26 protein-coding genes are annotated in these 21,572 nt (G+C 57.0%); 14 read left to right on the forward strand and 12 right to left on the reverse strand.

Translation table 11 applies throughout. From position 1 onward, the window contains the following. Window positions 1–155 precede the first annotated feature (155 nt). From AC2D8V_RS04215 to AC2D8V_RS04235, 5 genes are read left to right on the forward strand one after another with little or no spacing between them, the layout of a single operon-like run. Entirely contained in the window at window positions 156–716 is a 561-nt protein-coding gene (locus tag AC2D8V_RS04215; RefSeq protein WP_484732261.1) for a F0F1 ATP synthase subunit delta, read from the forward strand. Then, window positions 717–2,255, forward strand: a complete 1,539-nt coding sequence (atpA, locus tag AC2D8V_RS04220) for a F0F1 ATP synthase subunit alpha (protein WP_484732262.1) — start codon at window positions 717–719, stop codon at window positions 2,253–2,255. A 14-nt stretch (window positions 2,256–2,269) separates the two neighbouring features. Further along, on the forward strand, window positions 2,270–3,151 hold the full coding sequence (locus tag AC2D8V_RS04225) for a F0F1 ATP synthase subunit gamma (protein ID WP_484732263.1): 882 nt from the start codon (window positions 2,270–2,272) through the stop codon (window positions 3,149–3,151). 20 nt (window positions 3,152–3,171) lie between these two features. Further along, a complete protein-coding gene (atpD, locus tag AC2D8V_RS04230) occupies window positions 3,172–4,596 on the forward strand; it encodes a F0F1 ATP synthase subunit beta (protein ID WP_484732264.1) in 1,425 nt (474 codons plus the stop codon). 12 nt (window positions 4,597–4,608) lie between these two features. Then, window positions 4,609–5,025, forward strand: a complete 417-nt coding sequence (locus AC2D8V_RS04235; RefSeq protein WP_484732265.1) for a F0F1 ATP synthase subunit epsilon — start codon at window positions 4,609–4,611, stop codon at window positions 5,023–5,025. A gap of 48 nt (window positions 5,026–5,073) precedes the next feature. Here the strand turns inward: AC2D8V_RS04235 and AC2D8V_RS04240 are convergent, their stop codons facing one another. Beyond that, entirely contained in the window at window positions 5,074–5,952 is an 879-nt protein-coding gene (locus tag AC2D8V_RS04240) for a LysR family transcriptional regulator (RefSeq protein ID WP_484732266.1), read from the reverse strand. A 98-nt stretch (window positions 5,953–6,050) separates the two neighbouring features. Between AC2D8V_RS04240 and AC2D8V_RS04245 the strand changes: the two genes are divergently transcribed. Continuing rightward, window positions 6,051–6,218 carry a hypothetical protein gene (locus tag AC2D8V_RS04245; RefSeq protein WP_484732267.1) on the forward strand — a complete coding sequence of 56 codons (168 nt, stop codon included), beginning with the start codon at window positions 6,051–6,053 and terminating at the stop codon, window positions 6,216–6,218. 3 nt (window positions 6,219–6,221) lie between these two features. Here AC2D8V_RS04245 and AC2D8V_RS04250 read toward each other — a convergent pair whose 3' ends face one another. Together AC2D8V_RS04250 and AC2D8V_RS04255 are read right to left on the reverse strand one after the other, a co-directional pair. Then, the gene (locus tag AC2D8V_RS04250) at window positions 6,222–7,115 is read right to left on the reverse strand and encodes an ABC transporter transmembrane domain-containing protein (protein ID WP_484732268.1); all 894 of its coding nucleotides are present in this window, start codon (window positions 7,113–7,115) and stop codon (window positions 6,222–6,224) included. A gap of 160 nt (window positions 7,116–7,275) precedes the next feature. After that, a complete protein-coding gene (locus tag AC2D8V_RS04255) occupies window positions 7,276–8,295 on the reverse strand; it encodes a ribose-phosphate pyrophosphokinase (RefSeq protein WP_484732269.1) in 1,020 nt (339 codons plus the stop codon). Window positions 8,296–8,408: 113 nt separating this feature from the next. Here AC2D8V_RS04255 and AC2D8V_RS04260 point away from each other — a divergent pair, with 113 nt between their 5' ends. Beyond that, window positions 8,409–9,008: a DsbA family protein gene (locus tag AC2D8V_RS04260; protein ID WP_484732270.1), complete on the forward strand. Its 600-nt coding sequence runs from the start codon at window positions 8,409–8,411 to the stop codon at window positions 9,006–9,008. Further along, a complete protein-coding gene (locus tag AC2D8V_RS04265; protein WP_484732271.1) occupies window positions 9,005–9,796 on the forward strand; it encodes an alpha/beta fold hydrolase in 792 nt (263 codons plus the stop codon). The genes AC2D8V_RS04260 and AC2D8V_RS04265 overlap by 4 nt, the downstream gene beginning before the upstream one ends. On the opposite strand, the gene AC2D8V_RS04270 is transcribed toward AC2D8V_RS04265, so the two are convergent. From AC2D8V_RS04270 to AC2D8V_RS04300, 7 genes are all read right to left on the reverse strand, one after another. Then, window positions 9,782–10,819 carry a threonine aldolase family protein gene (locus AC2D8V_RS04270; RefSeq protein ID WP_484732272.1) on the reverse strand — a complete coding sequence of 346 codons (1,038 nt, stop codon included), beginning with the start codon at window positions 10,817–10,819 and terminating at the stop codon, window positions 9,782–9,784. The genes AC2D8V_RS04265 and AC2D8V_RS04270 overlap by 15 nt on opposite strands. Then, the gene (locus AC2D8V_RS04275; protein WP_484732273.1) at window positions 10,819–11,289 is read right to left on the reverse strand and encodes a YcgN family cysteine cluster protein; all 471 of its coding nucleotides are present in this window, start codon (window positions 11,287–11,289) and stop codon (window positions 10,819–10,821) included. Before AC2D8V_RS04275 ends, AC2D8V_RS04270 begins: the two co-directional genes overlap by 1 nt. Continuing rightward, window positions 11,286–12,218, reverse strand: coding sequence for a bifunctional riboflavin kinase/FAD synthetase (locus tag AC2D8V_RS04280; protein ID WP_484732274.1), 933 nt, complete (start codon window positions 12,216–12,218; stop codon window positions 11,286–11,288). Before AC2D8V_RS04280 ends, AC2D8V_RS04275 begins: the two co-directional genes overlap by 4 nt. 60 nt (window positions 12,219–12,278) lie before the next feature. Continuing rightward, a complete protein-coding gene (locus AC2D8V_RS04285; RefSeq protein ID WP_484732275.1) occupies window positions 12,279–12,722 on the reverse strand; it encodes a MaoC family dehydratase in 444 nt (147 codons plus the stop codon). 87 nt (window positions 12,723–12,809) lie between these two features. After that, window positions 12,810–13,682 carry a TIGR01459 family HAD-type hydrolase gene (locus AC2D8V_RS04290; protein WP_484732276.1) on the reverse strand — a complete coding sequence of 291 codons (873 nt, stop codon included), beginning with the start codon at window positions 13,680–13,682 and terminating at the stop codon, window positions 12,810–12,812. A 97-nt stretch (window positions 13,683–13,779) separates the two neighbouring features. Continuing rightward, window positions 13,780–14,184: a YybH family protein gene (locus AC2D8V_RS04295; protein WP_484732277.1), complete on the reverse strand. Its 405-nt coding sequence runs from the start codon at window positions 14,182–14,184 to the stop codon at window positions 13,780–13,782. 13 nt (window positions 14,185–14,197) lie between these two features. After that, on the reverse strand, window positions 14,198–15,118 hold the full coding sequence (locus tag AC2D8V_RS04300; protein WP_484732278.1) for a manganese-dependent inorganic pyrophosphatase: 921 nt from the start codon (window positions 15,116–15,118) through the stop codon (window positions 14,198–14,200). Between the two features lie 148 nt (window positions 15,119–15,266). Here AC2D8V_RS04300 and AC2D8V_RS04305 point away from each other — a divergent pair, with 148 nt between their 5' ends. The 3 genes from AC2D8V_RS04305 (at window position 15,267) to groL (ending at window position 18,129) form a co-directional block, all read left to right on the forward strand. Then, complete coding sequence (locus AC2D8V_RS04305) at window positions 15,267–15,944, forward strand: DUF2161 domain-containing phosphodiesterase (RefSeq protein ID WP_484732279.1); 678 nt, start codon at window positions 15,267–15,269, stop codon at window positions 15,942–15,944. A gap of 192 nt (window positions 15,945–16,136) precedes the next feature. After that, window positions 16,137–16,424 carry a co-chaperone GroES gene (locus AC2D8V_RS04310; RefSeq protein ID WP_484732280.1) on the forward strand — a complete coding sequence of 96 codons (288 nt, stop codon included), beginning with the start codon at window positions 16,137–16,139 and terminating at the stop codon, window positions 16,422–16,424. A 61-nt stretch (window positions 16,425–16,485) separates the two neighbouring features. Next, a complete protein-coding gene (gene groL, locus AC2D8V_RS04315) occupies window positions 16,486–18,129 on the forward strand; it encodes a chaperonin GroEL (RefSeq protein ID WP_484732281.1) in 1,644 nt (547 codons plus the stop codon). A gap of 57 nt (window positions 18,130–18,186) precedes the next feature. Here groL and AC2D8V_RS04320 read toward each other — a convergent pair whose 3' ends face one another. After that, window positions 18,187–18,621, reverse strand: coding sequence for a response regulator (locus AC2D8V_RS04320; protein WP_484732282.1), 435 nt, complete (start codon window positions 18,619–18,621; stop codon window positions 18,187–18,189). 173 nt (window positions 18,622–18,794) lie between these two features. On the opposite strand from AC2D8V_RS04320, the gene AC2D8V_RS04325 reads away from it, so the two are divergent. The 3 genes from AC2D8V_RS04325 (at window position 18,795) to AC2D8V_RS04335 (ending at window position 21,097) form a co-directional block, all read left to right on the forward strand. Continuing rightward, entirely contained in the window at window positions 18,795–19,565 is a 771-nt protein-coding gene (locus AC2D8V_RS04325) for a sensor histidine kinase (protein ID WP_484732283.1), read from the forward strand. A 26-nt stretch (window positions 19,566–19,591) separates the two neighbouring features. After that, window positions 19,592–20,074 (forward strand): response regulator, encoded by a 483-nt coding sequence (locus tag AC2D8V_RS04330; RefSeq protein WP_484732284.1) that lies wholly within the window; start codon window positions 19,592–19,594, stop codon window positions 20,072–20,074. Window positions 20,075–20,230: 156 nt separating this feature from the next. Next, the gene (locus tag AC2D8V_RS04335) at window positions 20,231–21,097 is read left to right on the forward strand and encodes a DMT family transporter (RefSeq protein WP_484732285.1); all 867 of its coding nucleotides are present in this window, start codon (window positions 20,231–20,233) and stop codon (window positions 21,095–21,097) included. On the opposite strand, the gene AC2D8V_RS04340 is transcribed toward AC2D8V_RS04335, so the two are convergent. Beyond that, window positions 21,045–21,500, reverse strand: a complete 456-nt coding sequence (locus tag AC2D8V_RS04340) for an NUDIX domain-containing protein (RefSeq protein WP_484732286.1) — start codon at window positions 21,498–21,500, stop codon at window positions 21,045–21,047. The two genes, AC2D8V_RS04335 and AC2D8V_RS04340, sit on opposite strands and share 53 nt — an antisense overlap. Window positions 21,501–21,572 lie beyond the last annotated feature (72 nt).

Here is a 21,572-nt window from a genome sequence, read left to right on the forward strand (position 1 = left end):
CCCGAACGAAAGTCGATGCAAGTATGTTGCGGGGGTGGGTACTGTCTGCTACATCACCGCTGATTTCGACGTCTTGATCCAATTCAAGCCGCGCCAACACTCTCGGTGACGCGATCTTTTCGCACATCCGGGGCCAGAACATCGGAAGGGTGGACGTGTCAGAACCAGCTTCGATTTCCACGAGCATTGCAGGGCGATACGCCACTGCCGTGTACGAGATCGCCAAGGAAAACAACGCGGTCAAAGCGATTGAAGACGATATCGCCGCATTGCAGGCCGCCATATCAGACAGCGAAGACTTTCGCGCACTGATCAGCTCGCCTATTTATACCCGCGAAGAGCAGGCAGGTGCCATCTCAGCTCTGGCTTCCAAAATGGGCCTGAGCGAAACGATGTCGAACACGCTCGCACTGATGGCGCAAAAGCGGCGTCTCTTTGTAGTACCGCAGCTGTTGGCGACGCTGCGCGAGGTAATCGCGGAAGCCAAGGGTGAGGTAACGGCGGACGTGGTGTCGGCAAAAGCGCTGACCAAAGCGCAGGCTGACAAGCTGGCCAAGACCCTCAAAGCCTCTACAGGCAAAGATGTAACACTGAATGCGACCGTTGATGAAAGCCTCATCGGCGGTCTCGTCGTTAAAGTTGGTTCGCGCATGATTGATACGTCGATCCGCGCGAAACTGAATTCCCTCCAGAATGCAATGAAAGAGGTCGGATAAATGGGTATCCAAGCAGCAGAAATTTCTGCGATCCTGAAAGACCAGATCAAGAACTTTGGTCAAGAAGCCGAAGTTGCCGAAGTAGGACGCGTGCTGTCCGTTGGTGACGGTATCGCACGTGTATATGGTCTGGACAACGTACAGGCCGGTGAGATGGTCGAATTCCCCGGTGGTATCCAGGGCATGGCGCTGAACCTAGAATCCGACAACGTCGGTGTGGTTATCTTCGGCTCCGACCGCGACATTAAAGAAGGCGACACCGTCAAGCGCACGAACTCTATTGTGTCCGTGCCAGCCGGTGATGAACTGCTGGGTCGTGTCGTTGACGGCCTGGGCAACCCGATTGACGGCAAGGGCCCGATCAACGCGTACAAGTCACTGGTTGCAGACGTCAAGGCGCCGGGCATCATCCCGCGCAAATCGGTTCACGAACCAATGGCGACAGGCCTCAAGGCGGTCGACTCCATGATCCCGATCGGCCGTGGCCAGCGCGAACTGATCATTGGTGACCGCCAGACAGGTAAGACAGCCGTTGCTCTGGACGCGATCCTGAACCAGAAATCCTACAACGATGCCGCAGGCGATGACGAGAGCAAGAAGCTCTATTGCGTCTACGTTGCGATCGGCCAGAAACGTTCGACTGTTGCCCAGCTGGTCAAAAAGCTCGAAGAGACAGGCGCGATCAATTATTCCATCGTCGTGGCCGCGACCGCGTCCGAACCAGCACCGATGCAGTTCCTCGCACCTTATGCGGCAACCGCAATGGCGGAGCACTTCCGCGACAACGGACGTCACGCGCTCATCATCTACGATGACCTGTCCAAGCAAGCGGTTTCCTACCGCCAGATGTCTTTGCTGCTGCGCCGTCCACCCGGACGTGAAGCTTACCCAGGTGACGTTTTCTATCTCCACTCCCGGTTGCTGGAACGCTCGGCGAAACTGGGCGATGCTGCGGGCAACGGCTCTTTGACGGCTCTGCCAATCATTGAAACCCAAGGTGGTGACGTATCCGCGTTTATTCCAACCAACGTGATTTCGATCACCGACGGTCAGATCTTCCTTGAAACAGAACTGTTCTATCAAGGTATCCGCCCTGCGGTGAACACTGGTCTGTCGGTTTCGCGTGTGGGCTCATCCGCTCAGACTTCCGCGATGTCGTCGGTTGCCGGCCCGGTTAAGCTGTCTCTTGCGCAGTACCGTGAAATGGCCGCCTTTGCTCAGTTCGGTTCCGACCTCGACGCCTCTACCCAGCAGTTGCTGGCACGTGGCGCCCGTCTGACGGAACTGATGAAGCAGCCACAATACTCTCCGCTGACCAACGCAGAAATCGTCTGCGTAATCTTCGCGGGTACCAATGGCTTCCTCGATAAGGTCGACGTTCGCGACGTCGGACGTTTCGAAGAAGGCCTGCTGAACTTCATGCGCACCAAGAAGAAAGACATCCTTGACTGGATCACCGACGAAGATCCGAAAATCAAAGGTGACGCGGCAGACAAGCTCAAAGCAGCGATCAGCGAATTCGCCTCTGACTTCGCGTAAGGGGAGACAAGGCAATGCCAAGTCTTAAGGACCTTAAAAACAGGATCGAGTCGGTCAAATCGACCCGCAAGATCACCAAGGCCATGCAAATGGTTGCCGCGGCGAAACTTCGCCGCGCGCAGGAAGCTGCCGAGATGTCACGCCCTTACACAGAGCGTTTCAACTCAGTGATGGCGTCTCTGGCGTCATCGGTCGGCGAAAGTGACAGCGCACCCAAGCTGCTGTCAGGCACCGGCAGCGACAAGGTGCAGCTTCTGGTCGTCATGACCTCGGAACGCGGTCTTTGCGGTGGCTTTAATGCCAACATCGCAAAGAAGGCGCGTGCGCACGCGCAGCAGTTGCTGGCCGAGGGCAAGGAGATCAAGATCATCACCGTTGGCAAGAAGGGCCGCGATCAGCTGAAACGCGATTTTGGCCAGTACTTCATCGCGCACGTTGATCTGACCGAGGTAAAGCGGGTTGGCTACGCCGACGCGCAAAACATCGCCAAGGATGTGCTGGCACGCTTTGATGCAAGCGAGTTCGACGTGGCCACGATTTTCTACTCGAAATTCGTGAACGTGGTCAGCCAGATCCCGACTGCGCAGCAGATCATCCCGGCGAGCTTTGAGGCCGAAGAGGACGCGGGCGACGAAGCCACGACGCTCTTTGACTACGAGCCTGACGAGGAAGCGATCCTTGCAGACCTGCTGCCGCGCGGAGTGGCAACGCAGATCTTCTCGGCTTTGTTGGAAAATGGCGCCTCGGAGCAGGGCGCGCGTATGTCTGCTATGGACAACGCGACACGCAACGCGGGCGAAATGATCGACAGTCTGACCATCGAGTTCAACCGCTCGCGTCAGGCCGTGATTACCAACGAGCTTATTGAAATCATTTCCGGCGCGGAAGCGCTGTAAGATTAAACCGGAGAAACGACATGGCAAATGCAGTCGGCAAAATCACCCAAGTCATCGGCGCGGTCGTTGACGTTCAGTTCGAGGATCACCTGCCGGAGATTCTGAACGCGCTGGAAACAGACAACAACGGCAACCGTCTGGTCCTCGAAGTTGCACAGCACCTTGGCGAAAACACAGTTCGCGCAATCGCGATGGACTCGACCGAAGGTCTGGTACGCGGCCAGAAAGTGACCGACACAGATGGTCCGATATCGATCCCGGTCGGCAACGCCACACTGGGTCGCATCATGAACGTCGTGGGCGAGCCCGTTGACGAACAGGGGCCCGTAAACGCGGACGAAAAACGCTCCATCCACCAGGATGCGCCTGAGTTTGCCGCGCAGTCGACAACGTCCGAAGTCCTCGAGACAGGCATCAAGGTAATCGACCTTTTGGCACCTTACGCAAAAGGTGGTAAGATTGGTCTGTTCGGTGGTGCGGGCGTTGGCAAAACCGTTCTCATCATGGAACTCATCAACAACATCGCCAAGGTGCACTCCGGTTACTCGGTGTTCGCGGGTGTTGGCGAACGTACGCGTGAGGGCAACGACCTTTATCACGAGATGATCGAATCCAACGTGATCAACCCGGACGACCTGACCAAATCACAGGTTGCGCTGGTCTACGGTCAGATGAATGAGCCTCCCGGAGCACGTATGCGCGTGGCGCTGACAGGTCTGACACTGGCCGAGCAGTTCCGCGACCAGTCCGGTACAGACGTTCTGTTCTTCGTCGACAACATCTTCCGCTTTACACAAGCCGGTTCCGAGGTTTCCGCTCTGTTGGGTCGTATCCCATCTGCTGTGGGCTACCAGCCAACACTGGCAACCGACATGGGCGCGATGCAGGAACGGATCACCTCGACCAAAGCCGGTTCGATCACGTCGGTGCAAGCGGTTTACGTTCCTGCGGACGACCTTACCGACCCTGCGCCTGCGACATCGTTTGCGCACCTTGATGCGACAACGGTTCTTAGCCGCGCGATTTCCGAGCTTGGCATTTATCCTGCGGTTGACCCGCTCGATTCCACATCGCGTCTGATGGACCCTGCTGTTGTGGGTGAAGAGCACTACTCGGTTGCCCGTGAGGTGCAAGGTATCCTGCAGCGCTACAAGTCGCTTCAGGACATCATTGCGATCCTTGGTATGGACGAACTGAGCGAAGAGGACAAACTGACCGTTGCACGTGCACGGAAAATCCAGCGTTTCCTCAGCCAGCCATTCGACGTGGCGAAAGTGTTCACCGGTTCTGACGGTGTACAGGTGCCGCTGCAGGAGACCATCGAATCCTTCAAAGCGGTTGTTGCCGGCGAGTATGACCACCTTCCAGAGGGTGCGTTCTACATGGTAGGCGGCATCGAAGAAGTGAAAGCCAAAGCCGAAAAAATGGCGGCAGACGCCGCGTAAGGAGCCTGACTGATGGCAGACACGACGCAATTCGACCTGGTATCGCCCGAGCGGCGGCTTGCAAGTGCGCAGGTCACGTCCGTGCAGATCCCCGGTGCCGATGGCGACATGACAGCGATGGCGGGCCACGCGCCCACCATTACAACGCTGCGCCCCGGTATCCTGACAACCGAAGGGCCAGACGGCACGGCTGAATATGTCGTGACCGGTGGTTTTGCGGAAATCAGCGCCAAGGGTATTTCGGTTCTGGCCGAGCGTGCGATGGCCAAGGCCGATATTACCAAGGAAGATCACGACGCCATGGTAAAAGAGGCCGAAGAGAACCTCGCCAAGGCAAAAGAGACGTTCCAGAACGAGCCAGGGCCTGTCGATGATGCGGCCAAGCTGCTCGCCGACATGGTTGCGGTTGGCGATCACATCCGCGTCTGAAAGGCGATAGAGATCACGGAAAAACCCGCCCTAACTGGCGGGTTTTTTTTATGCTGCGCGTGACTTGGACCTAAGCCATTTCTTAAACGTATTCAGGTGCGGTGTACTGCGCGCCGGAACGCTCACCATGTAGTAGCCCATGTCGTCCTCTGACAGCTCGCAAACTTTGACCAACTGACCGGATGCAAGTTCTCGCTCGACAATCGAGCGGGGTTGAAACGTCACGCCGAGACCTGACACCGCCGCCGACATCACCATTTCATTCGTCATCAAAATGGTCAGCTTCAATGTAGAGAGGTCTATCCCCTCGCGTTCAATGATCATCTTGCGCTCCATAACGTGACCGTCCAGAAGCCACGGCAGATCGGTCAAATCATGGATGGATCGTGTCACCCGGCCAGCCACGAGGTCCGGATGTGCCACGCCCCAGAATGTGCCTTCGGTCAGCATTTCTGCGTCCAGCCCTGCCCAGCTGCCGTCGCCATAGCGTAACGCAAGATCGAACCCGTCGGCGCGCAGGTCGACAAGCGTTACGCTGGGATTGATGTTCACTTCAATCTCGGGGTGTTTCGCCCAGAATTCACCAATGCGCGGCATGAGCCAGTGCGTGGTGAACGCCGGGGTTGCGGTGATCTGCAGCGGTCGATTGATGGCCTGCGCGCGCAAGACGTTCACACCGTCGATGATCGTCGAAAATCCGGTGTTCAGCGTGTCGGCCAAGGTCCGTCCAGCTTCGGTCGGGGCCACACCACGCCCGTCACGCAGCAAAAGCGTTTCGCCGATGTCAGCTTCCAGCCCACGCACATGTTGGGCGATCGCGGCATGGGTCACGTTCAACTCGCGTGCCGCTTGGCTCAGGCTTTTGCAGCGCACTGCGGCTTCGAATGCGCGTAGCGCAGGAAGCGAGGGGATTTCTTTCCAGTTCATATGTAATTTTAACTTACACTTATAAAACGATACTGTTTTGCTTTTATGTGGTGTGCCCCGCTAAATGGATGAAGAAAAGCGAAAAAGGAGCATCCCATATGTTTGGAATTATGTCATCTGTAATTAAAACTGCAAGTCGCGAGGATGTGTGGAGCCACAGGCAGTTCACACCCGAAGATAATGCCATGATGGCCGAGGTCGAACGGCGCGCAGGCGGCGCGCGTGGCCGGTGGCGCAGTTACACACTAGGCCGTGGCAAAAAGTGACCCTCAAGAAACAGCGTGATCGCCAACGTGTTTGTCGACCCATTTGGCGATCATGCGATGCTGCACAGCGGCCTGTGCTGCGACCCGGTAAAAGGTAATTAATTCCCGCACCGGGTTCGACATACGCTCAAACCCCGAGATGAAAGCGACAATTATACCGACCTCGGTTTCACCTTGCATCACAAGGTAGCCGCCAAAGATCAATACGGTGAATGGCCCTAAACCGTTCAGGACATTCAGCGCTGTCTTCAATGCATGCTTGAGGGCGAAATACTTCATCCGGTTGTTAAATATCTTTGGCAGGAATTGTTGCGCATGGTCTTGTTGTGCCTCGCCATTTTGCGAGATGTCGTCTCCCAGATCACGAAGATATTGCACTCGCTTTGCGACCAGATCATTCAGGCGGCGTTGCATGAAAGGGGTGATCAGTGCTTGCGGCACAAGAAACGCAAGCGCAAAGGCGGCGATACGCGGCTCGACGACCAGCATGTACGCCAAAACCCCGACGAGCATCGTGATGTTGACGCAGGCCTGCGACAGAGCTTCTCCGACAAACCCGCCAAGCTTTTCCGCTTCGCTGCCCACAATAGAAACAGCGCGGCCGCTGCGACCGTCATCACCGTCGCTTTCTTTGCCGTATAACGACACAAGGTGCTGTCGGGTATAAAGCCGGGCACTTTCGGCCAGCCAGCTTTGATACATCTTCAATACAAACTTGCCGAACTTGTGGGTGAGGAGAAGCGCGAGATAGACGGCGCCATACTGCAGCAGCACAGGTACGTTTTGACTGTCGACGACTTCGTTGACGATCCGGCGCTGCAATTCGATAGGAATCAAGTCGACCACCGCAAGGGCGACCGCAATCAAACAAACCCAAACCTGATGCCACCCGCTCATGCGCCAAACATATCCCAGAAGACCCGAAGCTGGCGTATCATCGCCTGTGCGCTCCACCTCTCTGGGAGATCGGAATGGTACTTTGAAAACCACTTTAACCTACGCGTCCCACACCCATGAGAGCAAAGCTAGCGCAGGCGGTGCTGATCTCAATGTACAACTATTCGGCTGCGTACATGCCGTCGTAGATCGGGCCCAGAGTTTCCGCCTCAAACAGCGATGATACCGAGGTACCGTTCCAGATGTTCAGGATGGCTTGTGCAAATACGGGTGCCGTAGGCACAACGCGGATGTTCGGTGCATTTTTCACCGCTTCTGTGGGGGCGATGGAATCGGTGATCACCAGCGATTTCATGACGGAGTTGGTAACCCGTTCCACCGCTGGCCCAGATAGCACGCCGTGGGTGATGTACGAATGCACCTCTTTGGCACCGTTTTCCAACAGCACTTCGGCAGCTTTGCACAGTGTTCCGGCAGTATCGCAGATGTCATCGACGATCAGACAAACCTTGTCTTTAACGTCGCCGATCACGGTCATTTCGGCGACTTCGCCGGGTTTCTCGCGACGTTTGTCGACGATCGCCAAGGGGCTGTTGATCCGTTTTGCGAGTTCGCGGGCCCGGGCCACGCCGCCCACATCCGGGGAGACGACCATGAGATCAGACATCCGGTCGCGGAACTCGGTTTTGATGTCGAGAGCAAAGATCGGCGATGCATAAAGGTTATCCACGGGGATATCGAAAAATCCCTGAATCTGTGCTGCGTGCAGGTCCATCGTCAAGACCCGCTCGATCCCTGTGCCAACCAGCATGTTCGCAACCATTTTTGCGGTGATCGGTGTGCGTGCTTTTGTGCGTCGGTCCTGACGGGCATATCCGAAATAAGGAAGAACTGCCGTGACACGCGCCGCTGACGAGCGACGCAAAGCATCGGCCATGATGAGAAGTTCCATCAGGTTGTCATTTGCGGGGTTGGAGGTTGATTGAACGATGAACATGTCTTCGCCGCGGACATTTTCGAAAACCTCGACAAAAATCTCGCCGTCGTTGAACCGCTCTACTCGTGCATCGACAAGGCCGACCTGAACGCCCCTATGCATCGTCATACGACGGGCGATGGCGGCCGCCAGCGGTTTGTTGGCATTGCCGGTTATGAGTTTCGGTTCTTGAACGTGGGGCATGGGCAGGAAATCCGGGGCAGCGACACGTGAATGTGACAGATTCGTGATGTTGACTTCACCTAGCACGCCCGTACCAATCGGCAAAGAACCCAAGCCGGACAAGGAGTGCTAAAATGGCACATATCGACCTCTATTTCTCGACAATCTCCCCATACGCGTATCTTGCAGGCACACGCGCCGAGGAAGTTGCATCGCGGCATGGTGCTACAATCACCTACAAGCCGGTGGACATTATGGGGCTTTTCTCGCGCACCGGTGGGACACCCCCGAAAGATCGTCATCCAAGCCGCGTGGAATACCGCGCGCAGGAACTTGTTCGTCAGGCCAAAATCCTTGGCATGCCTTTGACACTGCAGCCAGCGCATTGGCCAACCAACGCGGCACCTGCTTCCTATGCCATTATTGCTGCGCAGAATGCCGGTGGCGGTGATCTTGGAGCGCTGTGCCATTCCATTCTGCGCGCCTGCTGGGCTGAAGAAAAAGACATCGCGGAGGATGAGGTGATCAAAACCTGCCTGTCTCAGGCGGGGTTCGATCCTTCGCTGGCCGATAGCGGTTTGTTGTCCGGCGCGGAAACCTACGCAGCCAATCTCGAAGAGGCTGTGTCCAGCGGTGTGTTTGGCTCACCGTTTTACATACTGGATGGCGACCAGCGGTTCTGGGGGCAGGACCGAATCGACGATTTGGAAATGGCCCTCGCCGGAAAGCTGTGACCGCGACAGCAGATACGCACTGGCGACAATTCGGGCAAGGCCGCGACCGGGCTCTGGCAATCCATTGCACGCTTGGACATGCCGGGTCGTGGCGTGGGGTTGGTGCGGCGTTGGGCGATGCACTTACCATTCGCGCCTATGATCTGCCCAGCCACGGCAAAAGCGCAAATTGGGATGGGCTGGGTGACTTGCACGACGCCTGCACGGCGCCGGCGCGCGCCGCCCTTGAGCAGCCATTGCACCTGATCGGACACTCTTTTGGCGCGACCATTGCATTGCGCCTTGCCGTCGAGAACCCTGAGGCGGTGAAGACCCTGACATTGATCGAGCCGGTGTATTTCGCGGCGGCGGGCGCGCATGATCCGGCAGCACTGGCCCGGTACACAGCGCAAGCGTCTTACGCTGCAGCGATGGCGAATGAGGACTGGGCGCAGGCCGCTGCCGATTTCAATACCACTTGGGGTGCTGGGCGCGATTGGCGTGAACTGCCGGCGGCGGCCCGAAAGTACATGATCAACCGAATGCCATTTGTGCGCGCACAGACGCCAATGATCCATGATGATAATGCAGGACTGCTGGCGCCAGGGCGCCTTGAGCGCGCAGCCATGCCGTGTCTGCTTTTGAAAGGGTCGATGTCGCCCAAGATTATATCATCAGTGCACGACGGGCTGGCTGCACGGTTGCCCCACGCACATCAGAAGACACTGGAAGGAGTAGGGCACATGTCACCAGTCACGCATCCTGATCGCGTTGCCGCTGCAATCCGACGCCATTTAGAAACAGCTTAGAAATTCTCTGATCTGCTCAGGCGTGATCGACCAGTCGCAAACAAGGCGCGCGGCCAATATTTCTTCCGGGTCGTCGCCTTCCAGTTGGCCTTCCCAGACGTAGTATTTCGCGCCTGCTGCGTGCAGCTTTTTATGAATCCGCCGCGGAAAGGCGGCGAAGATCATGTTGGCATGCGGCTCGTATAGAAATGTGGCGCCTTTGTCCCGCAACCCAGCGGTCAGCTCTGCGGCGCGGGCATTGGCTTGGCGCGCCGTCGACAGCCAAAGATCATCCTTCAAGTACCCACACATCTGCGCAGACAAAAAGCGGAGTTTTGAAAACAGATGCGCCCCGCGTTTGCGTCGAAGTTCGAATTCCCAAGCTTTCTCAGGGTCAAAGAACACAACGGCTTCGACGCCCATGCAGCCGTTTTTCGTACCACCAAAGCTCACGACATCGACGCCACGCTTCCATGTCATCTCTGCCGGCGTACAGCCTAGCGTCACAAGCGCGTTGGCAAATCGAGCGCCGTCCAAATGCACCGGCAGGTCAAAGGATTTTGCGACCTCTGTCAGGCTCGATATTTCGTCAAGACGGTAGACGCTTCCACGTTCCGTGACTTGGGTGATTGATACCGGTCCGCGTTGTGGTCCGTGCACGCCACGGGTCTCTTCGAATGCGATGGCCGCCTGCAGTGCCTCTGCCGTCATCTTGTCGGTGCCGGGAACGAGGGTAAGCTTGGCCCCGCCAGTATAAAACTCCGGTGCGTTGCATTCGTCCTCATGGATGTGCGCGACAGGAGAACAGAAAACTGTCTGCCACGGCGCGGCATAGCACCCCAAAGCCAGCGCATTCGCTGCGGTTCCGGTCGCGACAAAATGGACGGCGGCCTTCGGAGTTTCAAAGACATCGCGTACCATGTCTCGCGCTTCTTCCGTGACCGCATCAGCACCATAAGGCATCGCGTAGCCTTCGTTGGCGCGGATCAGTTCTTCCATGACCTGCGGATGCGCGGGGCCTGTGTTGTCAGAGGCGAGATACATCAGGTTGGCTCCTCGATGATGAATTCTTCCCAATCATCCTGCGGCACGTCGAACTCGCTGACGGTCATGCCACGCACCGAAATCCCCGCATCATGCACCGATTGCGGTGTCCCAGAGATCAACGGGTGCCAGTCGGGCAGGGGGTTGCCCTGCCACAAAAGTCGATAGGCGCAGGTTTCGGGCATCCAGTAGGCGTGTGTGTCAAGATTGTCTGGTTTCAGAACGATACAATCGGGCACGAATTGGTGGCGGATATCGTAATGCGCGCAGCGGCAACTGTCATCATCCAGCAAACGACAGGCCACACGGGTCAGGGCCACATCGCCGGTGTCTTCGTCTTCGAGCTTGTTCAGACAACACTTTCCGCACCCGTCGCAGAGAGCTTCCCACTCTTTATCGGTCATCTCCTTGAGCGGTTTACGCTCCCAGAAGCGCGGGCTCAGCCCATGTCGGTCGATCGGGTCTGTCATAGTGCGGCCCGTATCTCGCGTGCGCGGGCACTGTCCGCATCCATCTGCGCAATCAGTGCATCCAGCCCGTCGAACTTTTCCTCGGGCCGCAAGTGCTCGATCAGGGCCACCGACAGGGGCGTGCCGTATAAATCGCCAGAGAAGTCGAAAATAAAGGTCTCAAGATTCGGTGTGTTTTCGCCAAACATGGGTCTGATCCCCATCGACGCCACCCCGTGGTAGCTGCCCTGATGCGGGCCGGACAAGACATCGACCAGCACTGCGTAGACACCGAAGGCGGGCGGGTGCAGCCCCTCGATAGACATGTTTGCGGTCGGGTATCCCAACTCTCGTCCGCGTTGCTCTCCGCCGATGACCGGTCCTTCGATCCGGTGCCAATGGCCCAGCATCTTTGCGGCTTCGCGCGGCTGGCCGTTGCTCAGCGCACGCCGGATCGCTGTTGACGACACGGTGGTGTCCGAATGCGCAAGAAGCGGGGCAATCGTAACGCCAAAGCCCATTTCCCGGCCAAATTGCGCCAGGTCTTCCGCTGTCCCGCTGCGGCCTCTGCCAAAGCAGAAATCCGAGCCGACAATAACATGGCCGAGACCGAAACCGTCGGCGATCACGCGGCGCGCAAACTCCTCAGGGGTTAATGCCGCGAGACCCGCATTAAAGTTCAACTCGAACAAGTATTCGACACCCAGTTTTTCAAGTCGGCTCGCGCGGGCTTCGCGGCTCATCAGGCGAAACGGCGGAGCATCCGGAGCAAAATAGGCGCGCGGGTGTGGTTCAAATGTCAGAACCCCTAAGGGCGATTGCGGCGAGGCCGTTCGCGCAAGGTCAATCACCGATTGGTGGCCGAGATGCACGCCGTCAAAATTGCCAATCGCGGCGCTGGCACCTCGGTCGTTTGGATCAACATAATGGTAATCGCGCAGGGTTTTCATGCGCCTTGGGTAGCGGTCACGTGGCGGCGACGCAAGCGTCCCGCGGCTCAGCTTGCGAGATCAGTCGAATTTACGTGAAGGCGCGAGCACCGTGGCTTCGCCGACCAGAACTTTTTTGCCGTCAACCCGACATGCGCAGTCCATGCGCACCCGTCGCTTGGCGGGGTCGATATCGGTCACGGTCACTTCGGCGTGCACCAGATCGCCGGGGCGCACGGGGGCCAGAAACTTTAGCGACTGTCCAAGATACACCGTGCCATGGCCGGGCAACTGCTCGCCGATCACCGCCGAGATCAAACCGGCCGTCAGCATGCCGTGAGCGATACGGCCCGCGAAAATAGTGTCCTGCGCGTAGTCGTCGTCTAGGTGAACCGGATTGTGGTCAGTCGATATCTGCGCGAACATTTCGATGTCGTCGTCTGTCACAACCTTTTGCAGGTAGCGTGACATACCCATCTCGATGTCTTCGATGCAGATTGTGCCGCGTGGCAGGTTATCCAACATGATCACCCTCCGGTAATTTTCTGGCGCTGTTAAAGCAATTATTGAAACTTAATTACTTTGCGCGCGCAGAAAAGCAAGGAAAATCTGTCAGCGAAGGTGCCCAATTGTGTATGTTGGGTTGGATTTTTCGGCTTCTAAGTAGGATTGCAGCGCCTCTGCGTCAGGTTGCCGCACGGTTTTTGTCTCCGCAGCGGCCAGTCCGCCCGAGATAAACAAAGAATCGATATCCTCCCCCATGGCGCCGGCAATATCGGTGAGAATCCCGTCGCCGATGGCCAGCGTCCGTGCGTCAGCCACATCATACCCAAGCTCGGCCAGTCGCCGCCGCGCGAGGTCGTAGATGGGTGGGTGCGGTTTGCCAAAGTAAAGGCTCTCGCCCCCCATCTCGGTATAAAGTTTCGCCAATGCGCCGGCACACCATTCGCGCTGGTCCCCGCGGTCGACGACAATATCAGGGTTGGCGCAAAGCAGCTTCAGCCCCAACTGCTTGGCCAGCAAGAACTGCGGGCGCATCACATCCGGATCGGCGAGGCTGTCGAACGGGCCTGTGCAGACCATGCCCTCTGCCTCTTTCAACTCAACCCGGTTGATCTTTATCGGGTCCTCTACAATATTCGGCGGCTCAAAAAACTTTAGGTCAGTTGGCGGGCCGATGTGCCAGACCTCTGTGCCAACAACGCCTCGATACATCGCGGACCGGGCACTGTCGCCGGATGTGGCGATCGTATCCCAGGCGTCATCGGGAACACCAAAGTGGGTCAGTTGCTTTTTGACCCCTTCGCGGGGGCGAGGAGAGTTCGTGACCAGCACGACTTTGCCGCCACCTGCACGATAGTTCTGTAAGGCAGAGACCGCCTCCGGCAGAGCCTCGACTCCATTGTGCACACAGCCCCACAAGTCGACAAAGAGCGCGTCGTATTGTGCGGATATCTCGGCAAGCGAGTCGATGATACGGGACATGGGGGTACCTCTTTGACTGACGAAAGACGATGGCGCTAATAGTAGGGCGTTGTCGCCTCAGATCACGAATGAGGCGGGCTTGGCAAGCGCAGAGCAGTCATTCGTCTTCATAAAGGCAACAAGCGCGGATCAGCCATCGCATGTCACTTTGCTTTTCCAAAACGATGAGAGAGCTGCCACCGCCTGCAGCATCACCTTCTGAAAAGCGCGTGAGACACCAAGCCATATCATTGGAACTGCCATGGTCGATAATTGCAAAGCCTTTGGTATTCGCCTCTGCGGTCCATTCCTCGTGCACGTGCCGGATCGCATCGCGCCCCACAGCAGCCGGACCAAAGGGTGAATGCAGTTGCGCATCACTGGTAAATAACTTGGCGCAGGCGTCAGCATTGCCGGCGCGATAAGCTGCCGTCATTTGGTCAAGCAATGCCTGAATGTCGCGTTTTGAAAGCAAAACAACCCTCCGCGCGCGGAGGGTTGCATGAAGAGCCGCACGGGCCAAGAATATTCTCGGATCAAACCTTGAGGTTGGGGATGATCTGTTTTTTACGGCTCATAATGCCCGGCAGGACAACCGTGTCACCGTCCACCGCGGCGTCAAAGCTCTTTTCGGCAACAGATTTGACCAACTCGTTGGGCACGAGAAGTGTGGCTTCTTCGTTGAGGATGTCCACGACGAACAAAAGCACCTGATCCGCCCCGTCTTCTTTTGCCACGCCGGACATGGCCGCCATCAGAGCGTCCTTACGGTCAAGCACCTGCCCGGGAGACGTGGTTTCCAGAACCGACACCCGGAATTGCTTGCCGCCCACTTCGTATTCCTTGCTGTCCATGCGCAGCAACTCGGCCTCCGAGAAGGCAGACACGTCAGATTTAGCGGCAAACATCTCTGCGGCATATTCGGAAATATCGACGCCAAGATCTTGGGCCAGATCCCAAGCAATTGCCTTGTCTTCATTAGTTGTGGTGGGGCTGCGGAATTCCAGCGTATCCGAAAGAATGCAGGACAACATCGCGCCTTTGATCTCTGTCGGCATCTGCGCCAGATCTTTTCCGATCATTTTCCACATGATCGTTGCTGTGCAGGCCAACGGTTCGATACGAATCTCGATTGGCCCTTTTGTTTCAAGCCCGCCTACCAGCTTGTGGTGGTCGATGATCTGCGTGATGTCGGCGTCGTTGATGTTGTCCGGCAACTCGGCGGGGTTGTTTGTGTCGACGATCACAACAGGCGCGCCCTCGTCCAGTTGGCCCAGTACGCGTGGCATGGTCAGGCCCCAGCGGTCGAGCATGAACTTGGCTTCTGTGTTGGGCTCGCCCAGCAGTACCGGCTCAGCTTTGATGCCCTTGATCTGATTGAGGTACCAGGCCCAGATGATTGGGGAGCCGGTACTGTCTGTGTCGGGCGATTTATGGCCAAAAACAAGCGTGGTCATTGCGATTTCCGTAAGTTTGGATTGATTTGCCGCCCTTATAGAAAGAGCCACGGGGGATGTCACCCGTCGCAATGCCGCAGCGCAACACACCGGTGTGCCCGCTCATTTGGGGTTTGTGCCTGCGGGCTGCCTCTGGTTAGGGTGCGGCATGAGCAAGCTCAGGGAAACCGATCTATATCCTCCGGTAAAGCGTCTGCTGGAAGATCAGGGATATGTTGTGAAATCAGAGGTCGGCCCGGCGGATGTTGTTGCGGTGCGCGGCGCGGAACCACCGGTTGTCGTGGAGTTGAAGCTGTCACTGTCCCTGACGCTGTTTCATCAGGCCGTGGCGCGGTTGCAGGTCACCCAAGACGTTTATATTGCGGTGGCACACGCGCCGGGCAAGCGCTTTGCCAAATCGCTCAAACAATCGGTGACGCTTTGCCGTCGACTGGGGTTGGGGTTGATGACAGTCAGACCTAAGGACAGCTTCGTTCAGGTCCATTGCGATCCCGGGCCGTATGCACCGCGTAAGTCCAAAAAAAGGGAGGGTCAGTTGTTGCGTGAATTCGCGCGGCGGCAGGGGGACCCGAACACCGGTGGACAGCAGCGCATAGGGTTGGTGACAGCCTATCGTCAGGATGCTTTGAAGCTGGCGCTTTATCTGTTCGAGATCGGTGCAAGTAAAGGTGCGGATGTCGCGCGCGAGACAGGTGTGGCAAACGCCACCCGCATGATGCGCGATGACCATTACGGGTGGTTCGAGCGCGTCGAAAAAGGTGTCTACGGCCTTACACCTAAGGGCGCTGAGGCGGTCAGCGCTGCAGATCAGGTTCTGGGCGGCTGAATTCAGCCATTGGGGACGCTGCAGTGCGGCAGAAAAACATGAAATTTTTTGTGATCGAAGCTGTTGACACTACTCTGCCGCATCCCTAGCTATGCGTCGTTAGCACTCGACCCAGGTGAGTGATAACGCAGTCTCCGGCAAGGCCGTCGGAAACTGTAAGGGAGTAACTTTGAGCCTTAAGGAGCTACAAAGATGGCATTGAAACCGCTTCATGACCGCGTGCTTGTAAAGCGCACTGAAAGCGAAGAGAAAACTGCTGGCGGGTTGATTATCCCGGAAAGCGCAAAGGAAAAACCCTCCGAGGGTGAAGTTGTTGCTTGCGGCGAAGGTGCCCGTAAAGACAGCGGCGAGCTGATCGAAATGGCAGTAAAGCCAGGCGATCGCATCCTGTTCGGCAAGTGGTCAGGCACTGAAGTGACCGTCGACGGTCAGGAAATGCTGATGATGAAAGAAAGCGACATCATGGGGATCCTCGAGTAAGCGACCGCGCTACTCGATCCATCCATCGCTTTATTAGATATTCTCAAGAGGAGATAACGACATGGCTGCTAAGGACGTCAAATTCGACACCGATGCCCGTAACCGTATGCTCAAGGGTGTGAACATCCTTGCTGACGCGGTCAAAGTAACACTCGGCCCCAAAGGCCGGAACGTTGTTCTGGACAAATCCTTCGGCGCACCACGCATCACCAAAGACGGTGTTTCCGTGGCCAAGGAAATCGAACTGGAAGACAAGTTCGAAAACATGGGCGCGCAAATGGTCAAAGAAGTGGCTCAGCGCACCAACGACGAAGCGGGTGACGGTACAACAACCGCAACCGTTCTGGCGCAGGCCATCGTCAAAGAAGGCATGAAGTCAGTGGCCGCGGGCATGAATCCGATGGACCTCAAGCGCGGCATTGATCTGGCGACCGTAAAAGTCGTCGACGCAATCAAAGCAGCTGCACGTGACGTGACCGACAGCGACGAAGTTGCTCAGGTTGGCACGATCTCTGCCAACGGTGAAGCCGAGATTGGCAAGCAGATCGCAGACGCGATGCAAAAAGTTGGCAATGAGGGTGTGATCACCGTCGAAGAAAACAAAGGTCTGGAAACAGAGACAGACGTCGTCGAAGGCATGCAGTTCGACCGCGGCTACCTCTCCCCTTACTTTGTCACAAACGCCGACAAGATGACCACAGAGCTGGAAGACTGCATCGTGCTGTTGCACGAGAAGAAACTGTCCTCGCTGCAGCCGATGGTTCCCCTGCTCGAGCAAGTGATCCAGTCGCAGAAACCACTGCTGATCATCGCAGAAGACGTCGAAGGCGAAGCGCTGGCAACTCTGGTTGTGAACAAACTGCGCGGCGGCCTGAAAATCGCAGCTGTCAAAGCGCCTGGCTTCGGCGACCGCCGTAAAGCCATGCTGCAGGACATCGCGATCCTCACAGGTGGTCAGGTCATCTCCGAAGATCTGGGCATGAAGCTTGAGTCCGTGACAATGGACATGCTGGGTTCTGCAAAGAAAATCCAGATCACCAAAGACGAGACAACCATCGTTGACGGTGCAGGCGAGAAAGCCGAGATCGAAGCGCGCGTTGCTCAGATCCGCACTCAGATCGAAGAGACAACCTCTGACTACGACCGTGAAAAGCTGCAAGAGCGTGTTGCGAAACTCGCAGGCGGTGTTGCGGTGATCCGCGTCGGTGGTATGTCCGAAATCGAAGTGAAAGAGCGCAAAGACCGCGTTGACGATGCACTGAACGCGACACGTGCCGCTGTTCAGGAAGGTGTTGTTGTCGGTGGCGGTGTTGCTCTGGTGCAAGCCGGCAAATCTCTCGACGGTCTGGAAGGCGCGAACAGCGACCAGAACGTAGGCATCAACATCATCCGTAAAGCAATCGAAGCGCCGCTGCGCCAGATCGCTGAGAACTCCGGTGTTGACGGGTCTGTTGTTGCGGGCAAAATCCGCGAAAGCAGCGACGTGTCCTTCGGCTTCAACGCACAGACAGAAGAATATGGCGACATGTTCAAGTTTGGCGTGATTGACCCTGCAAAAGTTGTGCGCACAGCCCTGCAAGACGCGGCATCCGTTGCCGGTCTGCTGATCACAACCGAAGCGATGGTCGCCGACAAGCCTGCAAAAGAAGGCGCAGCGCCAGCAGGCGGTATGCCAGACATGGGCGGCATGGGCGGCATGATGTAAGCCACCCTGCTTTGCAAAGTATCAAAGGCCCGCCATCGCGCGGGCCTTTTTTCGTTCTTAGTATGCCAGGCGGGCCTGTCTCTCGACGCGAGAGAAACCCTCAAGTGCGGCTGCCAGTTTTTCGCCTGCAACATCCTTATTGATATAGCCGGTGATCTCGCTGCCGAACCTGCCGGCAAGATCGCGCACGTGGTGATCATCAACAAAGACATAGATTGCCGCGGGCGCCAGCGCGCGTTGTTTCGCGATTTTTTCCAAAAATTCCCACCCGTTCATGCGTGGCATGTTCAGATCAAGAAAAACAATCGTGCCAACATCGGTATTATTCGAAACAGTGCATTCCGTCAGAAAGTCCAACGCCTCGACACCGTCACGCACAATTTTCGTCGCGTGGTCCAGATTTAATTTCCGCAACGCCCGCTGAACGGTCATCGCGAATACCTTGTCATCGTCCACAACAAGGATTGTCGGGCATTTTTCTGGTGGCTGCATGCGATATACCATCTGGCCGTTGCTGCATTTCAATTTGCGATTTCCTTGCGGCTATCTATTGGGTGGAGATTGAAAATTTCTTGCCGCGGCTGAGAAAACCAATGATCTGAAATTAACCGTGTCTTTAGCGGTGCCTGTTAGTGCTGGGCGCGACATCGCAAGGACATTTCATAATGAGCACAGTAACTTCCGCACAAATTTCGCCGCAGCCTGTAGTGTATGTGCCTCAAGTGCCGCCTGCCAATTCGGATTTTGAGGATTTCATCTATCTCATAAGCCACGATGTGCGAAATTCTGTACGCGCCTTGATCGACTTACCCCAGTGGATCGTTGAGGATTTGGAATCGGCGGGTGTAAAGATCGACAAATCTGTCGCCGAGAGTATCGATTTGATGAACACTCATACGGGGCGGTTGGACCGGATGTTGGTCGATCTTCTGGCCTACTCCCGTGTCGGTCGGATGCAAGACGTCGCGGATGTCGACATAGGCACCGCGTTTCAAGAGGTACTTGAAGAAACGCGCATTCCGCAGGGCTTCGGGGTCATAACGGACATCGCACACAAAACACTGCGGATTGGCGAGCGTGACGCGCTCAGCCTGTTGGCAGCGCTGGTTACCAATAGCTTTAGGCACCATGACCGCGACACCGGTACGATCAAACTGTCGGTCATGAAAAGGGGTGGTAGCGTCTGTATCGAGGTGGCAGATGACGGCCCCGGCATCCCGGCAAGCTGCCGCGAACGGGTTTTTGCCGCCATGACCACCCTGCGTCCGCGCGATGAGATTGAAGGCAGTGGCATGGGGCTTGCCATTGTGCAAAAGATTGCAGCCACCTACGGCGGAACAGCAGAGATTGTTGAAACAGGTGCGCCACGCGGCACCTTGGTCCGCGTTATTATACCGGCGCCGATCTCGGTAACGGGACGCGTGTGTAGTTTCTGAATCCTGTCGAAATCGGAAAGTGATCCATGCAACCGAATCTGTCGCCACATGTTGCCGCCGCTACAGTAAACCAGCCGCCTTTATCGCTACTCGCTGTGGATGACAGTGCCTTTGATCGCGCGCGCCTGCGTCGGCTGTGTCATGCGGCAGGTCTGAGATTCCGTTGGCATGAGGCGAACGGAGCCGCCCAGATGATGGAACTCCTTTCGGAGCATGCAGTTGATGTTGTCCTGCTGGATTACTTCCTACCGGACATCGATGGGCTGGCATGCGCGGCCCGATTGCGATCGGGGCGGGAAGATCATGCAATAGGGATCGTGCTCGTTTCCGGGCGTGCGGACGATGAGCTTGGGGCCCGCGCAAGTTTGGCCGGATGCGACGTGTATCTCGAAAAGTCGGGTTTGAAACCCGATGACGTTCGCAAAGGCGTCTTGCGCGCACATTTTGTCCAGACCATGCGCGTGACGCTGTCGACGCTGACGGGGCGCCGTGGACGCTACCTTATGTAACGCGCGGACCTTGGTGTCGCGGTCGATTCCAGGTCGCGTTTTTCACGAGGATCGCGCCGCATAGCACCCGGTGGCGAAACCGGCATCACATCAGCTTGTCGTGATACCGGGCCTGTACCCTTGGCTCCGGTTCCATTCGCCTTTATGCCCTTGGCCATGCATGTGGTCCTACTCACCGCCTTTACGATGGTTGCTTTTGCCGCCAATTCGATCCTGACGCGACTGGCGGTAGATGGCGGATATGCAGACCCGATGAGTTTTGCCGTCCTGCGGGTGTTGGCAGGTGCGCTCGTTTTGGCCGCGATGGTGCTGCCACGCACGCGTCGCATCCCGTGGAAAGATCCTATGCGCGCGGTCGGTGCAGCCAGCCTTGCCATTTATATGATTGGATTTTCGCTGGCCTACGTGACCTTGGACGCTGGCCTCGGCGCGTTGATCCTCTTTGGTGTCGTTCAGATTACCATGTTTTTGCACGCCGCAGCACGGGGACAAAACCCGACGCCCCGCCAGATCATCGGCGCGTCCATCGCGTTTGCAGGACTGGTGCTGGTTCTTTGGCCCGCGCCCGACAGTGTAAGCGACCCGATCGGTGCTGCAGCAATGGTCGTCGCCGGACTGGGCTGGGCGGTCTACACAATTTCGGGCCGAAACGCGCAGCACCCGTTGGCAGCGACGGCCGCGAACTTCTGTATTTGTCTGCCTCCGCTTGCATTGGTCCTGCTGCCATTCGTCAGCTTTGTAACCCCATGGGGCATCGTGCTCGCTCTTGTCTGCGGCGGCGTGACATCCGGTCTCGGCTACGCTTTGTGGTATCGCGTGCTCCCACGGCTCCAACAAAGCGTGGCCGCCGTGGTGCAACTGAGCGTGCCGATCATCGCCATTCTGACCGGTGCGGCTTTGCTGTCAGAAAGCGTTACGTTCGTGGTGATCGCTGCGGCACTGCTGGTGGTCTTTGGCATCGGCCTTGCGGTCACATCACGACCAACTCCAGCGGATCATAAGCCGCCACCTGCTCCGCGCTAAACGCCACCCGCGCCAGACTGTCAGGTTTTACCATCAACTCGGCAAACATCTGTGCATCCGCCCACAGATGCTTGGACACGATATTTTCCGGATCGCGCCAGGCTGGATCAATCTCGGCATCGCTTAGAAGGTGGCAGCGGAAAAACACCTCGATCTGGTGAAATCCGGAAGCGGGGTCATGAAACTCGTTCACCAGACACGGAGCGCCAACCTCAACGCGCAGGCCGGTTTCCTCATAGACTTCACGTGCAAGGTTCTCGGGCATGGAACTGCCCGGCTCGACACCGCCGCCCGGGGCGCACATCAGTGCGCTTTTCCCGCCGGGCCATGCATTCACGAGCAACAGCCGCCCGTCCCGGATAATGATCCCCCGGACGGCAATCCGTGGCGACTTTGCAGGCATTTTATCTCTCCTTGGAAAAATTGCGCGACGTCGTCCTTTTGTAGACCGGGCACAAGGGTTATCTCAATGCGC

This window comes from Roseobacter sp. YIN89 (genome assembly GCF_057219365.1).